The sequence below is a fragment of the Roseateles albus genome, assembly GCF_028595345.1.
Classification (GTDB): domain Bacteria; phylum Pseudomonadota; class Gammaproteobacteria; order Burkholderiales; family Burkholderiaceae_C; genus Paucibacter_A; species Paucibacter_A albus.
On sequence record NZ_JAQQXT010000003.1, the window covers coordinates 218,007 to 231,644 of the forward strand.

The 13,638-nt window shown below is 65.7% G+C and carries 10 protein-coding genes; 6 read left to right on the forward strand and 4 right to left on the reverse strand.

Annotated features, from left to right (window positions below; genetic code table 11):
• Nucleotides 1-58 precede the first annotated feature (58 nt).
• The gene (locus PRZ03_RS06300) at nucleotides 59-2,644 is read left to right on the forward strand and encodes a DNA internalization-related competence protein ComEC/Rec2 (RefSeq protein WP_273599506.1); all 2,586 of its coding nucleotides are present in this window, start codon (nucleotides 59-61) and stop codon (nucleotides 2,642-2,644) included.
• On the opposite strand, the gene mltB is transcribed toward PRZ03_RS06300, so the two are convergent.
• The 4 genes from mltB to PRZ03_RS06320 are packed head-to-tail and all read right to left on the reverse strand — an operon-like array spanning nucleotide 2,624 to nucleotide 7,888.
• Complete coding sequence (gene mltB, locus PRZ03_RS06305; RefSeq protein WP_273599507.1) at nucleotides 2,624-3,709, reverse strand: lytic murein transglycosylase B; 1,086 nt, start codon at nucleotides 3,707-3,709, stop codon at nucleotides 2,624-2,626. The two genes, PRZ03_RS06300 and mltB, sit on opposite strands and share 21 nt — an antisense overlap.
• A gap of 9 nt (nucleotides 3,710-3,718) precedes the next feature.
• The gene (locus PRZ03_RS06310; protein WP_273599508.1) at nucleotides 3,719-5,911 is read right to left on the reverse strand and encodes a transglutaminase family protein; all 2,193 of its coding nucleotides are present in this window, start codon (nucleotides 5,909-5,911) and stop codon (nucleotides 3,719-3,721) included.
• Nucleotides 5,908-6,912: a DUF58 domain-containing protein gene (locus PRZ03_RS06315; protein WP_273599509.1), complete on the reverse strand. Its 1,005-nt coding sequence runs from the start codon at nucleotides 6,910-6,912 to the stop codon at nucleotides 5,908-5,910. Before PRZ03_RS06315 ends, PRZ03_RS06310 begins: the two co-directional genes overlap by 4 nt.
• A gap of 25 nt (nucleotides 6,913-6,937) precedes the next feature.
• Nucleotides 6,938-7,888 carry an AAA family ATPase gene (locus PRZ03_RS06320; RefSeq protein ID WP_273599510.1) on the reverse strand — a complete coding sequence of 317 codons (951 nt, stop codon included), beginning with the start codon at nucleotides 7,886-7,888 and terminating at the stop codon, nucleotides 6,938-6,940.
• 95 nt (nucleotides 7,889-7,983) lie between these two features.
• Here PRZ03_RS06320 and PRZ03_RS06325 point away from each other — a divergent pair, with 95 nt between their 5' ends.
• The 5 genes from PRZ03_RS06325 to PRZ03_RS06345 all read left to right on the forward strand — a co-directional run bounded on the left by PRZ03_RS06325 (nucleotide 7,984) and on the right by PRZ03_RS06345 (nucleotide 13,635).
• Entirely contained in the window at nucleotides 7,984-8,919 is a 936-nt protein-coding gene (locus PRZ03_RS06325; RefSeq protein WP_273599511.1) for a histone deacetylase family protein, read from the forward strand.
• Nucleotides 8,920-8,974: 55 nt separating this feature from the next.
• Nucleotides 8,975-10,264, forward strand: a complete 1,290-nt coding sequence (locus PRZ03_RS06330) for a mechanosensitive ion channel family protein (protein ID WP_273599512.1) — start codon at nucleotides 8,975-8,977, stop codon at nucleotides 10,262-10,264.
• 124 nt (nucleotides 10,265-10,388) lie between these two features.
• The gene (locus PRZ03_RS06335) at nucleotides 10,389-11,042 is read left to right on the forward strand and encodes a CerR family C-terminal domain-containing protein (protein ID WP_273599513.1); all 654 of its coding nucleotides are present in this window, start codon (nucleotides 10,389-10,391) and stop codon (nucleotides 11,040-11,042) included.
• Nucleotides 11,043-11,053: 11 nt separating this feature from the next.
• The gene (locus PRZ03_RS06340; protein WP_273599514.1) at nucleotides 11,054-12,514 is read left to right on the forward strand and encodes an efflux transporter outer membrane subunit; all 1,461 of its coding nucleotides are present in this window, start codon (nucleotides 11,054-11,056) and stop codon (nucleotides 12,512-12,514) included.
• Nucleotides 12,515-12,528: 14 nt separating this feature from the next.
• Nucleotides 12,529-13,635, forward strand: a complete 1,107-nt coding sequence (locus tag PRZ03_RS06345) for an efflux RND transporter periplasmic adaptor subunit (RefSeq protein ID WP_273599515.1) — start codon at nucleotides 12,529-12,531, stop codon at nucleotides 13,633-13,635.
• Nucleotides 13,636-13,638: the final 3 nt, after the last annotated feature.

Consider the following 13,638-nt stretch of genomic DNA (forward strand, 5'->3'; position numbering starts at 1 on the left):
CATCCTACACCGAGCCAAGCGCCTCGCGCGCGCTGGCCCGTGAGCAAGGCGATCCGACATGCCCCATCCGGCACCCCAGTCTGAGTCCTTCCATCTGGCCCTCCCGGCCATGGGCTGGCTGTTGGGCCTTTGCTTGTTGCAGCAATCGGCCCGCTTGCCCAGCGCGGCCGAATACGCAGCCTTGTTGCTGGCTATCGTGTTTGCAGTGGGCTTGGCTTTGCGCAGCTTGCGCGGGTTCAGCGGCGAATCCATGGCTGGGCTGAGTACCGTGACCTGGGCCTCACTGTGCGTCACCCTGGCCGCCGCCTTGCTGGCCTTTGCCCAAGCCGCATGGCGGGCCGAGCTGCGTTTGGGCGAGCGTTTGCCCGAGGCCTGGGAAGGGCGCGACGTCCTGGTGCGGGGCCGCGTCAGCAATTTGCCCAGCGCCACGCAGGGCATGTTCGGTGCACCCGGTTGGCGCTTTGCCTTTGAGCCGGAGCAGGCTTTTGCCGGGGCCAGCGTGAAAGACCCGCCGTTGACGCTGCCGCCGCGCTTGGCGCTGGCCTGGTATGCGGCCAGCGAGGATGCGGCGCCGCCAGCGCTGCGGGCCGGCGAGCGCTGGCAATTGCTGCTGCGCTTGAAGCGCCCGCATGGGCTGATGAACCCGCATGCATTCGACTTTGAATTCTGGATGTTCGAGCAAGACTTGCGGGCCAGCGGCGTGGTGCGGCCCGGCGGCGGCCTGCGGCTGGCTGCAGCACCTTGGTGGTCGCTGGACGCGCTGCGCTCGGACCTGCGCGAGGCCTTGCAGCGGCGCGTGCATGAGCCCGCCCATGCGGGCATTCTGGCGGCGCTGAGCTTGGGCGATCAGGCGGCCATCTCCAAGCGCGACTGGGCGCTGTTCCGGCTCACCGGTGTCAGTCACTTGCTCAGTGTCAGCGGCCTGCATGTGACCATGTTTGCCTGGGGCATGCAGGGCCTGCTGGGCTGGCTGTGGCGGCGCAGTGCCGGGCTGTGCCTGCGTTGGCCGGCGCCGAATGTCGCCCGCTGGGGCGGCGTGGCGGCGGCGCTGGCCTATGCGCTGTTCTCGGGCTGGGGTGTGCCGGCGCAGCGCACGGTCTGGATGCTGGTCACGCTGGCGCTGCTGCGCAGCCTGAGCCTGCGCTGGCCTTGGCCGCTGTGTCTGTTGATCTCGGCCTGGGTGGTCACGCTGATCGACCCCTGGGCCGTCGGCCAGGCGGGCTTTTGGCTGTCTTTTGTGGCCGTGGGCCTGCTGATGGCCGGTGGGGCGGAGCAAGCACCCGTGCAGGGCTGGCGCGCGCATCTGCGCGCCGGCCTGCGTAATCAATGGGTAGCCACCTGCGGTTTGGCCCCCCTGAGCTTGCTGTTTTTTCAACAAATCTCCTTGGTCGGTCTGCTCGCCAATGTGCTGGCCATTCCCTTGGTGAGTTTCGTCATCACGCCCCTGGCCCTGCTGGGCGCCTTGCTGCCCGTGGCTTGGCGCTTGGCCGAATGGGCGGTCCAGTTGTTAATGGCTTACTTGCACGGCTTGGCAAGCTGGCCCTTCGCCGTCTGGATGCTGCCGGTGGCGCCGTCCTGGGCGCAGGCACTGGGGCTGCTGGGCGGCGTGCTGCTGGTCTTGCCGCTGCCGCTGCGCCTGCGGGCCTTGGGGCTGGCTATGCTGGCGCCGATGTTGTGGCCGGCGCCCGCGCGCCCGCCGGTGGGTGAGTTTGAGCTCTTGGCGGCCGATGTCGGCCAGGGCACGGCCGTGCTCTTGCTGACCGCCGAGCATCAGCTGCTCTATGACAGTGGCCCGACCTATGGGCCCGACGCGGATGCCGGCCAGCGCGTGCTTTTGCCGCTGCTGCTGGCCTCGGGCGTGAGCAGCCTGGACCTCTTGATGCTCAGCCACCGCGACAGCGACCATACCGGCGGCGCCGGCTCGTTGCTGGCCGGCATGCCGGTGGCAGCGCTGAGCAGCTCGCTCGAAGCCGCACATCCCTTGCTGGCGGGCAGCGTGGCGGCCCGGCGCTGTGCGGCCGGCCAAAGCTGGGTGTGGGACGGCGTGCGCTTCGAGGTCTTGCACCCGGTGGACGCGGACTATCAGCAGACGCTTCAAAGCAATGCCATGTCTTGCGTTTTGAGGGTGACGTCGGCCTCGGGCCACAGCGCGCTGCTGACGGGTGATTTGGAAGCGCCGCAGGAGCTGGCTTTGATGCTGCGCACACCGGCCGGCGGCCTGCGCAGCGAGGTCTTGCTGGTGCCCCACCATGGCAGCAAAACCTCCTCCACCGAGGCGTTCTTGGACGCGGTGGCACCGCGCTGGGCCTTGGTGCAGGCCGGCTATCGCAACCGTTTTGGCCACCCGGCACCGGCCGTGCTGGCGCGCTACCAGGCCCGCGATATCGGGGTTTTGAGCTCGGCCGCATGCGGCGCCTGGCGCTGGCGCAGCGGCCCGGATGGAGTGAAGGGCGGGCAATGCCAGCGCGAGCAATTCAGGCGTTACTGGCACTGGCAGCCCGAGGCACAGGCGCAGCTGCAAGGGCCGTGGCCGCGGCTGCTTGAGCCGCCTGTGGATTCGCCCCTTGACTCGCTGTTGGAGTCGCCGTTGGGGCCCATGGGCGCGCCGACCGAATTGCCAGATTCAGCGGGCCTGCCGCAGTAAGCGCAGCGCTTGCCCCATCTCGATCACGGCCATCGCGTAATAGCTCGACCAGTTGTAGCGCGTCAGCGCATAGAAGTTTTCGCTGCCCAGCCAATACACCGGCGCGGCCGCGCCCATTTGCAGCTCGACCACGGCCAGTGGCCCGCTGTGCGCGAGCGCAGCCTCGGAGGGCTGGGCGCCGAGCGCCTGCAATTGCGTGCTGCTGAAGCTGGGCAAGATGTCGGGCGCCAAGAGCTTGGCGCGCGCAGTGGTCTCTACCGGCAGGGCGACGCTGTAATGGGTGGGCATGCCACGTTGCCAGCCGAAATTGGCCAGGTAATGCGCCACGCTGCCGATCGCATCAGCCGGGCTTTGCATCAGATCGATGTGACCATCGCCGTCGAAATCGACCGCATGCTTGTTCCAACTGCTGGGCATGAACTGCGGCCAGCCCATGGCGCCGGCAAAACTGCCTTTGACGCTCAGCGGGTCCAGCCCTTCGCGGCGAGTGAGCTTGAGGAACTCGACCAACTCGCTGCGAAAAAATGCGCTGCGGTCGCTGCGCCCGCTGGGGAAGTCAAAGCTCAGCGTGCTCAAAGCGTCGATGACCCGAAAGCCGCCGGTGATCTGGCCGTAAAAGGTCTCCACGCCGATCAGGCCGACGATCAGCTCGGCCGGCACGCCGTATTGCTCTTGCGCGCGCGCCAGAGCGGCGGCGTTTTGCTCCCAGAACGCCAGGCCCGCCTGCAAGCGACGCGGCTCGACAAAGCGCGCCCGGTAAGCACCCCAATCTTTCGCGCTGCCGGGTGGGCCGGGCATGATCAGCCGCTGCACGGCGGGCACGCTCTTGGCCTGCGCCAACAGCGCTTGCAGGGCCGGCGCGTCCCAGCCTTGCTCGGCCGCTAACTCGGCGCCAAAGCGCATCACATCGGCGCGTTCACCGAAGGGCTGGGCCGCCTTGTCCAGCACCTTGCTGGACTTGGTCGGCTTGGGTTTTTTCTTATGCGCTTCTTTGGCCCAGGCAGCGGGCGCGTTCGAGAGCAGGGCGGCACAGAGAACAAAAAGGACTGCGTTGAACTTGGACATCGGTGTGGATTAGCGAATCTTGCCGCGCAGCATACGGCCTGCGGCGCGAAAGTCGCGCAGCCAACGCCGCCTTGCCCATGCTTTGGCCATTTTGTCGGCCAGCTTGGCGGACCGCCTGCCCTCGGCTTGACGCCCATCGGCTTGACGCCCATCGGCTTGGCGGCCCTCGGCCCGCCGGCCATAACGCGCGGCTTCCAGGGCTAGCAACATCGTTGCCGCCGGATCTGCGGCCGCGCCGTGACGTTCGCTCAGCAGCTCGGCCCAGCGTCGTGGCCCCTGGTGCAGGCCGGCTTCGTCCAGACCCCATCGCCGTAGTTCGCGCAGGATGCGGCCGCTCTGGCGGTGCCATTCGTCATGCGGCCGGGCGCGCCAATGCGACCAAACCGTGTCCAGCAGCGTCGCCAGCGCGATCAAGCCGGCGCTGACCTGACCCAGCAAGGTCCAATCGGGAGCTGCAAAGCCGGCGCCTTTGAGCAGGTCGAACTGGCTCTGGCGCGAATAGTTCAGCACGCTTTGCTGCCAGCGGTTTTCCAGCACCTCCCAGCCGCGCCGCAGCGACAGCCAGAGTTGCGGGCTGATCTGACCGAGCGCGCCCTGGAAGGCGCCGGCAAACACACCCGGCGGCGGGCGCAGCGCCAAGCCGATCTGAATCCGCTCGGGTGCTACCGCCGCCGTTGGATCGGCGCGCACCCAGCCCTGGCCCGGCGCCCAGTACTCGGCCCAGGCGTGGGCATTGCTGTTGCGCACGATCCAAAAGCCGTCCTGCGGCTGTGCGTCCATGCCTTGAAAACCGGTCACGATGCGGGCGGGCACGCCCATGGCCCGCATCACCACCACAAAGGCGGCCGAGAAATGCTCGCAAAAGCCCAGCCGACGGTCGAACCAGAACTCATCGATCAGATGCGGCGTGACCTCGCCGTAACGTCCCGGCGCCAGGGTGTAGATGAAGTCGGCGCTGGCGATGTGCTGCAACACGGCCGCTGCCAGCGCCGGGGCCAGCGCCGCTTCATCCAGGCGGGCGAAGCGCGCCTCGCGCCTGAGCTGGGCGGCCCATTGCAGCGTGCGTGGGTTGAAGCCGGGCGGCAGATCGGAATAGTTTTGCAGCGCCAGGCTGGCCTGCAGCGGGCCATGGCTGAAGTGCGGGTAGACCTGCGCGTTCAGGCGCAGCCGCTCGGTGATGGGCCGGGGCGCCAGCCACTGCAGCTCGGGCGCGCGCTTCAGTGTCAGATCTTCCAGCGGGCGTTCGCTGCCGGCGGGCTCGCCGCTCATTTCCAGCAGCGGCACCACGCTGCTGCGCAAGGGCTCCAGCGTCAGCTCATAGTCCAGCGCCGTGCCACTGACGCGCAGCGCGTCGGTCTGGCCCGGCCAAGCCATGGTGGTTTGGCGCCAGCTGCGGCCATCAAACTGCCCCAGTACCGGGCCACGAAAATAGCGTGCCGAGGGCGGCGGAGGCGGGCCGGCAAAGCGCAGGCGCATCGCCACGCTGTCGTCATTGGCAATCTCGGACATCGCACCAAAGTCCAGCTGGTTCGACAAGCCGGTGCGCCCGACCGAGTCGGCCGGAATACCCCAAAGCGGCCCGATGCGGGGAAACAGCACAAACAAGAAAATCATCACCGGCAGACCGAGCAGGGTGCTGCGCGCGGCTTGGGCGGCGGCCAGCCGCAAGCTGGGCGTGCCGACCGGCATCTGCGCCAGCACCAGCGCGCTCAGCAAGGCCCAGACGCTCAGAATCATCCAGGCTGCCGTCAGCATGGTCTGCGAGTAGAAAAACTGCGTCAGCACCAGGAAGAAGCCCAAAAAGAACACGACAAAGGCGTCGCGCCTTGCGCGCAACTCCAGCGTCTTCAGCGCCATCAACATCACCAGCATGGTGATGCCGGCCTCGCGGCCCAAGAGCGTGCGGTGGGTCAACCAGGTCAGGCCGGCGCTGAGCAGCAAGACCGCGACCAAGACCCAGCGCCCCGGCAGCGCCGCGCCGCGCCAGGCCAGCAAGCCCCGCCAAGCCAAGACCAGCGAGGTTATGGCGGCGGCCCAGGCCGGCAAATGCCCGCTGTGCGGCAAGACCACGGCGGCGATGGTGGCCAGCAGAAAAAGCGTGTCGCGGCTGTCGCGGCTCAGATGGCCCAAATGCTCAAAACGCCCAAAACTCCTAAAAGCATCAAGGCGCCCTTGCTTGCCACTGGAGCCCTCGGCGTTCATCGCGGTGCTCCGCTTGGGCTGACTTGCAGCGTCAAGGCTTGCAAGCAAGCCCGCAGATGTTCGGGCCCCAGATCGGGCGCCAGTTCAAGCGGCAACTCGCCCCCGGGCAGGCGCAGCCCGCAAGGGGCTTGGGCGCGCTCAGCAGCCAGCAGCCAGGCACACAGGCGCGAGGCTCGCGCTTCGGCGCTCAGGCCGGCGCAATCACGCCAATCCAGCCACAGTGTTTGCGCGACCGGCGCATGGGTTTCGCGCACCCAGAGCTGCGAGCTTCCTGAGTCGGCTTGGGCCAGACTCAGCGCGGCTTTTTTCCACAGCACCTGGCGCATCGAGTCGCCGCGCCGGTATTGGCGCACGCCTTCGAAATCTTGGCCGCGCTGCAAGACGCTGCTTGACTGCGCTTGGCCTGAGCCGCCTTCCGTCTGAGCGGGGAAGGGCGGCGCGGGCTGCTCCGGCTGCGGATAGATCCAGACCATCGAGGCCGGCCGCCACACACTCCAGGAACGAAACAAGCCCAGCGGGAAGCGGGTGACGATTTGCAGCGTCGGCAGCGGCTGTCGGCCGCAAGTCTTGGCGGCGAAGCGCAAGCCCAAGACGGCATGCCCCTGGGCAGGCACATCGGTCCAGGCGATCTCGCTGCGCGGGCCGCCCTGCACATGCACACCGATGCCGTAGCGGGCGCCGCCGTTGTTGTGCAGGCGCAAGTTCAGGCGCACATCATCGCCGGCAAAGACGGGCTCGGGCGCTGCGAGGTCCAGGCTCAGGCCGCGCAGATTGGCATGCGTGCTGTGCATCGAGGCCAGGCCGGCGCCGGTCAATAAAAAGGTCAGCAAATAGCCCAGGCTGAGCTGATCGTTGATCGAGGCCAGCAGCAGCAGGCCCAGGGTGGCGCAAAAAGCCAGACCGGGGCGGCTGGGCAGGATGTAGATATTGCGCTGCCCCATCAGGTGGGTGTCACTGAGCGGATGCCGCGCCGCCCACCAGCCTTGCCAAAGCTGTCTCAAACGGGACCCATCAGCTGGCTTCATCTCAGGGCAGCTGTATCGCTTCGATCATGGCCCGCACCTGTTCGCGTGCGCCGCGCCCGCTGCCGGCCTTGGGGCTCAGGCGGTGCGCAATCGTCTGCGGCAGGATGGCCTGCACATCGTCGGGGGAGACAAAGTCGCGCCCCTCGAGCAAGGCGCGGGCGCGGGCGGCGCGCAAGACGCCCAGGCCCGCGCGCGGGCTCAGACCCTGTGCGAACCATTGCCCGGAGCGCGTCGCTTCGATCAGGGCCTGCAAGTAATCCAGCAGCGCAGCGGAGGCGTGGACCGCGCTGACCAGCTCCTGCGCGACCAGCAAGTCGGCGGCCGTCATCAGCGGGCGCAGGGCGCGCAGTGCGACCCGGCTGTCTTGTCCGCTGAGCAGCTCGCGCTCGGCGGCGCGATCGGGGTAGCCCAGCGAGATGCACATCAAAAAGCGGTCCAGCTGCGACTCGGGCAGCGGGTAGGTGCCAAGCTGCTCGCTCGGGTTCTGGGTAGCGATGACGAAAAAGGGCTGGGGCAGTGCATGGCTGACGCCGTCTACGCTGACTTGTTTTTCTTCCATCGCCTCCAGCAACGCGCTTTGCGATTTGGGCCCGGCGCGGTTGATCTCGTCGGCCAGCAAGACCTGGGCAAACACCGGGCCGGGATGAAACACAAAATCGGCCCGGCCGCCAGCCTGATCGCGCTCATAGATGCTGACGCCGAGCAGGTCGGACGGCATCAAGTCGGAAGTGAACTGCAGGCGCGAAAACTTCAGTCCCATCGAGATCGCCAAAGCATGGGCCAGCGTGGTTTTGCCAACGCCGGGCAAATCCTCGATCAAGAGATGGCCGCCGGCGATCAAGCAGGCGACGCAGTCGGCGATCTGAGTCCGTTTGCCCTTGATGATCGTGCTAACCTGCTGCTGTAGAGCTGTTAGTTGAGCCGAAATTTGGGGTAGTGAATGTGAACTCATTGGCCCATCTTATGGCTTAGATCCAGAACTTGAGACAAGAGGGGAATGGCCGCGCGGCATGTCTGCGCGGGCGGCCCTGCGAAAACGATAGAACTATGTCCACTGCTTTCTTCAGCCACTCCGACTGCCGCCGGCACGATATGGGCGCCGGCCATCCCGAATGCCCGCAGCGCCTGACGGCGATCGATGACTGGTTGCTGGCTACCGGCATCGACCTGGCGCTGACCCGCGTTGAGGCCGAAAAGGTCAATCTCGCCGATGTGGAGCGCGCTCACACCCACGGTTATGTGGCCGAGATCGGCGATCTGCTGAGAGGCTGCGAGAGCAGCGGCGAGTCGCGCGCGGTGGACCCCGACACCGTCGCATGCCCCTACACCTGGGCGGCCACGCTGCGGGCTGCTGGCGCGGCTGTGCAGGCCACCGAGATGGTGCTCAATGGCGGCGTCGAGAACGCTTTTTGCGCCGTGCGCCCGCCAGGCCATCACGCCACGCGCGACCAAAGCATGGGTTTTTGCTTCTTCAACAATGTTGCCGTAGCGGCGCGTTATGCGCTGGATGTGCGTGGGCTGCAGCGCGTGGCCATTGTTGACTTTGATGTGCACCACGGCAATGGCACCGAGGACATCATCGCCGGCGACGACCGGGTCCTGATGGTGAGCATCTTCCAGCATCCGCTCTACCCTTATAACGGCGCGGTGCCCAAGGGTGAGAATATGGTCAATGTGCCGGTGCCCGCCTACACCAAGGGGGCGGAGATCCGCGCGCTGATCGAATCGATGTGGATGCCGGCGCTGGAGGCATTCAAGCCCGAGATGATTTTCATCTCGGCCGGCTTCGACGCGCACCGCGAGGACGACCTGGGGCAGCTCGGTCTGGTCGACTCCGACTACGAGTGGATGACGCAGCGCATCAAGGATGTGGCGGCCAAACATGCGCAAGGTCGCATCGTGTCTTGCCTGGAGGGGGGCTACAACCTAGACGCGCTGGCCCGCAGCGTGGGTGTGCATCTGCGTGTGCTGGCGGGTATCTGAGCATTGAGCCCGGCTGCTGAACCCGGGCAAGTTTGATAGAAAAATACGGTTTTGAATGACAAGTAAAGCAATCGATTTCGCCGAGTTGCGCGATTTGGGCGAAGCCCTGCTGAGTACAAATTCCCTGGTCGGTCTGGCCATTTTGATAGCCTGTCTGGGCTTGTCCTGGGTGGTGGTGAGTTTGCTGCAGCGGCGCATCGCGCACCTGAGGCCCTCGGTGTTTTTCGGCCAGCGCATCGTGGACGGTGTGCTGTTTCCCATTCTTGCGCTGCTGCTGGCTTTGGCGGCCAAGACCTGGCTGCCCTTGATGGGTATATCGCACGCGGTGTTCAAACTGGCCGTGCCGGTGCTGGTGTCTTTGTTGATCATTCGCCTGACCGTTCAGGTGCTCAGGACTGCGCTGCCCAACTCCGCCTTGGTCGAGCTGATTGAGCAGACCGTTTCTTGGGCGGCCTGGGTCGGCTCGATTTTGTGGGTGATAGGCGTGCTGCCCTGGCTGCGCGACGAGTTGAACGACATCACTTTCAAATTGGGCGCCACCACGATTTCGGTGACGAATCTGCTGGAGGCCTCGATGACGGCCTTGATCGCGGTCGTGTTGGCGCTGTGGTTGTCATCGGTGATCGAGTCGCGCCTGCTGAGCCGCCCGGTCGGTGATTTATCGCTGCGCAAGATCGCCGCCAACGTCAGCCGTGTCGTGCTTTTGCTGAGCGCGATTCTGTTCTCATTGTCTGCGGCCGGCATGGACTTGACGGCATTGAGCGTGATGGGCGGCGCGGTTGGTGTCGGCATTGGCCTGGGCATGCAAAAGCTGGCCTCCAACTATGTGTCGGGCTTTGTGATCCTGGCCGAGCGCTCGCTGCGCATCGGCGATATGGTCAAGGTCGACAACTTCGAAGGTCGTATCACCGACATCAAGACCCGCTTCACGGTGATCCGGGCTTTGAACGGGCGCGAGTCCATCGTGCCGAATGAGTTGCTGATCACGCAGCGGGTCGAAAACTCCTCGTTGGCTGACCCCACCGTCTTGATCAGCACCGTGGTGCAAGTGGCTTATGGCACCGATCTGGACCTGCTGCTGCCGCAGCTGACCGATGCGGTGCGCCATATTCCGCGCGTGCTGAAAAGCCCCGAACCCTCGGTGCTCTTGACCCAGTTTGCCGCCGACGGCCTGGAGCTGACGGTGAGCTTTTGGATCTCCGATCCCGAAAACGGCCAGGGCGGCGTGCGCTCCGAGGTCAATCTCAGCCTGCTTAGAAAGCTGAATGAATTGGGTATTGAGATCCCGTTCCCGCAGCGCGTGATGCATCATCAAGTACCGCCCGCCGGCTTGCCTTCTGCGTAGGGCTTGCGGCCAATAGGCGCGCCTTTGGTGTTTTCATGGTCATGCCGGAAGTCACGCTAAAGGTCGCGCTGCCGTGATTGAATTAATTAATCAATCGATTGATTAATTGCGCTTACGATGGGGCATGCCCAAATCAGCCCCCGTGCCAGAAGAACTCAGCGGCCGGCGTGCGCGCTTGTTGAAAGAAGCCCGGCGCATCTTTGCCGCCAAGGGTTTTGACAAGGCCAGCACACGCGAGATTGCCGCCGCCGCCGAAGCCAATATTGCCCTGATCGCCTACTACTTCGGCGACAAGCAAGGCCTCTACCGCGAGGTCCTGGTGCAGCCCATCGCCGATGTGATGCGCGGCATGCCCGAAGCGGACGCGAGCTTGCCTTTGCGTGAGTGGTTGCAGAGTTTTTATGCCGCTTTTTTGCGCCCGCTGTACGACGCCGAATCCGGCTTGAGCGACAGCACGCGCATCTTCTGCCGCGAAATGATTGCGCCCAGCCCGGCTTGGCCAGACATTTGCGGCGAGTACATCGCACCCCAGCATCACGCCTTGGTGGCGATGCTGGGGCAACGCTGCGGTGCAGCCAGCATCGATGCGGAGCTGCACCAACTCGCCTTCGCGCTGATTGCGCTGGCCCATGACTACTGGCTTTCCGCCCAAGATATGGAAGGCTTGCTGCCGGGCGTGGTTTATGGCCCCGGCGCGTATGAGCGCACGCTGAATCGCTTGGTCACTTTTGGCCAAGCGCTGATTGAAGCTGAACAGGCTCTGCGTCAGAGCCGCTGAGGATGAGAGTCATGCCCGTATTGAAACCGAAGCTGCGCCTGCCATTGCTGGTGACGGCCCTCGCCGCGGGGCTGGTCTTGGGGCTGGTCGGCTGTGCGACCCCGCCGCCGCCTAAAGACGCGCTCAAGCAAGCCGAGCAAACGCCGCCGGCCTGGGTGGCACCACTGCCGCATGGCGGGCAGGCAACCGCGCTGCAGGATTGGTGGTCGCAGTTCGACGACCCCTTGTTGGGGCAGTTGATCGAGCAAACGCAAGCCGCCAATCCCACGCTGCAGCAAGCGGTGGCACGCATCAAGCAAGCCCGCGCTCAAGCCACTCAGGCCGGCAGCGCCCAGTGGCCGAATGTCAATTTGAACGCGGCCGCGCAGCGCCAGCGCCTGCCCTTGGTCAGCGGTGTGCCCACGCAGACGCTGAGCACGGCCAGTCTGGACGCCGCTTGGGAAATTGACCTGTTTGCACGCGTACGCCAGCAGCGCGATGCGGCCGAGGCGCGCGCCCAAGCCAGTGAGCTGGATTGGCATGCCGCGAGAGTCAGCCTGGCGGCCGAGGTGGCGCAGAGTTATGTCAGCCTGCGCGCTTGCGAGCGTTTGACGCAAATCAGCGCCGCCGATGTCGAGGCGATGACTCGGCTGAGCCAATGGTCCAGCGACAAGCTCAAGGTTGGCTTTGAGTCCACGGCCAATGATGCTCTGCTGCAGGCCGCTGCGGCCGATAGCCAGAACCGTTGGTTGAACCAGCGCGCGGAGTGTGATTTGGTGGTCAAGGCCTTGGTCAGCCTGAGCGGGCGGCCCGAGCTCGAGCTGCGCGCTCAGCTGGCCCCGGCCTTTGCAAAACTGCCCAGCAGCCCCGGCCTGCAGGTCGCGCAATTGCCGGCCGCCACCTTGGCTCAGCGGCCTGACTTGGCAGCACAGCAGCGTCAGGTGCTGGCCGCTTGGTCAGAGCGCGGCGCCGCTGAAGCCGCGCGTTACCCGCAGTTGCAACTGGGCGGTTCGATTTCGCTGTCGGCGCTGCAAGTCAGCGGTGGACCAAAGATTGACGGCAATGGCTGGAGTTTTGGCCCCTCGCTGAGCTTGCCGATTTTCGATGCCGGTTCGCGCCTTGCCAATGCCGATGCGGCGCAAGCGCGCTTTGACGAAAGTCTGGCCGGCTACCGCGCTGCCGTGCTGCTGGCGGTACGCGAGGTTGAGGAAGCCCTGGTGCGGCTTGATGCTGCCCAGCAACGCGAACGTTATGCGCAAAGCAGCGCCGATGGCTATCAGCGATCGGCCGTGGCGACCGCCGGCAGTTGGCGCGCGGGCTTGGCCAGTGCGGCCGAGCTGGAGCAGGCGCGCCGGCTGACCTTGAATGCGCAGTCGGCCTTGGTGCAGGTTCAGGCAGCCCGCTTGGCAGCCTGGTTCTCTCTCTACAAAGCTTCAGGCGGCGGATGGCAGCCCGAAGCGTCTCAGTCAATCCCTGGCGGAACAGCCCTTTGATGATGGCCAATCACATGAATAAATTCCAAATTTGCGGGCTGTCTTTGTTGGCCGCTGCGGCGCTGCAAGGCCCCGTGCTGGCTGCCGACCCGGCGCCCGCAGCCAAGGCCCGCCCAGCGCTGACGGTCAATTTGATCAGCGCCGAGAAAAGCGATTGGGCTCAGACCCTGAGCGCCAATGGCAGCGTCGCCGCCTGGCAAGAGGTGCTGATCGGCAGCGAGCTCGGCGGCTTGCGTTTGGCCGAGGTCGCGGTCAATGTCGGTGATGTGGTCAAGCGCGGCCAGCTCTTGGCGCAGCTGTCGGTCGACACCGTGCAGGCCGAGTTGGCGCAATCAAGGGCCGCCGCCAGCGAAGCGCGCGCCCAGCTGAGTGCGGCCAAGCTTGACGCCGACCGGGCGCGCGAGCTCAAGAGCAGCGGCAGCGATGCCTTGAGTGGCCAGCAATTGCAGCAATACCTGACCCTCGAGTTGACCGCCGCCGCTCGCCATGAAGCCGCCGTGGCCCGCCTCAAGAGCGACGAGCTGCGGCTGGCGCAAACCCGCATCACGGCAGCCGATGATGGCGTGATCTCGGCGCGCGCTGCGGCCCTTGGCGCTGTCGTGCAGCCGGGTCAGGAACTGTTCCGCATGATTCGCAAGAACCGGCTGGAGTGGCGCGCCGAAGTGCCCGCCACCGAGCTGCTGCAGCTCAAGCCCGGCATGTCGGTGTCCGTGACGGGCTTGGACAATCAAGCGATCACGGGCCGCTTGCGCATCACCTCGCCCACGGTGGATGCACAAACCCGCATGGGCCTGGCCTATGTTGATTTGCCGGCCGGCGCGGCTGTCAGGGCAGGTAGCTTTGCGCGGGGCGAGTTCAAGCTGGGTCACAGCAATGCACTGAGCTTGCCGCAAACCGCACTGCAGCTGCGCGACGGCTTCGCCTATGTGTTTCAGGTGGCGGCCGATGGGCGCGTGCAGCAACGCAAGGTCACAGTCGGCCGCCGCGTCGGCGATCGCATCGAGTTGACCGGCGGCCTGGATGCCGGTGCGCGTGTTGTCGCCAGCGGGGTTGGCTTCTTGAGCGATGGCGACCTGGTGCGCGTGGTCGATGCGGCCAAAGCCGCCAAACCCGTCAATTAAGCG

Coding starts and splice junctions, on each gene's coding strand:
- PRZ03_RS06300 (WP_273599506.1), top strand. CDS start 59: ATGCCCCATCCGGCACCCCAGTCTGAGTCCTTCCATCTGGCCCTCCCG.
- mltB (WP_273599507.1), bottom strand. CDS start 3,709: ATGTCCAAGTTCAACGCAGTCCTTTTTGTTCTCTGTGCCGCCCTGCTC.
- PRZ03_RS06310 (WP_273599508.1), bottom strand. CDS start 5,911: ATGAACGCCGAGGGCTCCAGTGGCAAGCAAGGGCGCCTTGATGCTTTT.
- PRZ03_RS06320 (WP_273599510.1), bottom strand. CDS start 7,888: ATGAGTTCACATTCACTACCCCAAATTTCGGCTCAACTAACAGCTCTA.
- PRZ03_RS06325 (WP_273599511.1), top strand. CDS start 7,984: ATGTCCACTGCTTTCTTCAGCCACTCCGACTGCCGCCGGCACGATATG.
- PRZ03_RS06330 (WP_273599512.1), top strand. CDS start 8,975: ATGACAAGTAAAGCAATCGATTTCGCCGAGTTGCGCGATTTGGGCGAA.
- PRZ03_RS06335 (WP_273599513.1), top strand. CDS start 10,389: ATGCCCAAATCAGCCCCCGTGCCAGAAGAACTCAGCGGCCGGCGTGCG.
- PRZ03_RS06340 (WP_273599514.1), top strand. CDS start 11,054: ATGCCCGTATTGAAACCGAAGCTGCGCCTGCCATTGCTGGTGACGGCC.
- PRZ03_RS06345 (WP_273599515.1), top strand. CDS start 12,529: ATGAATAAATTCCAAATTTGCGGGCTGTCTTTGTTGGCCGCTGCGGCG.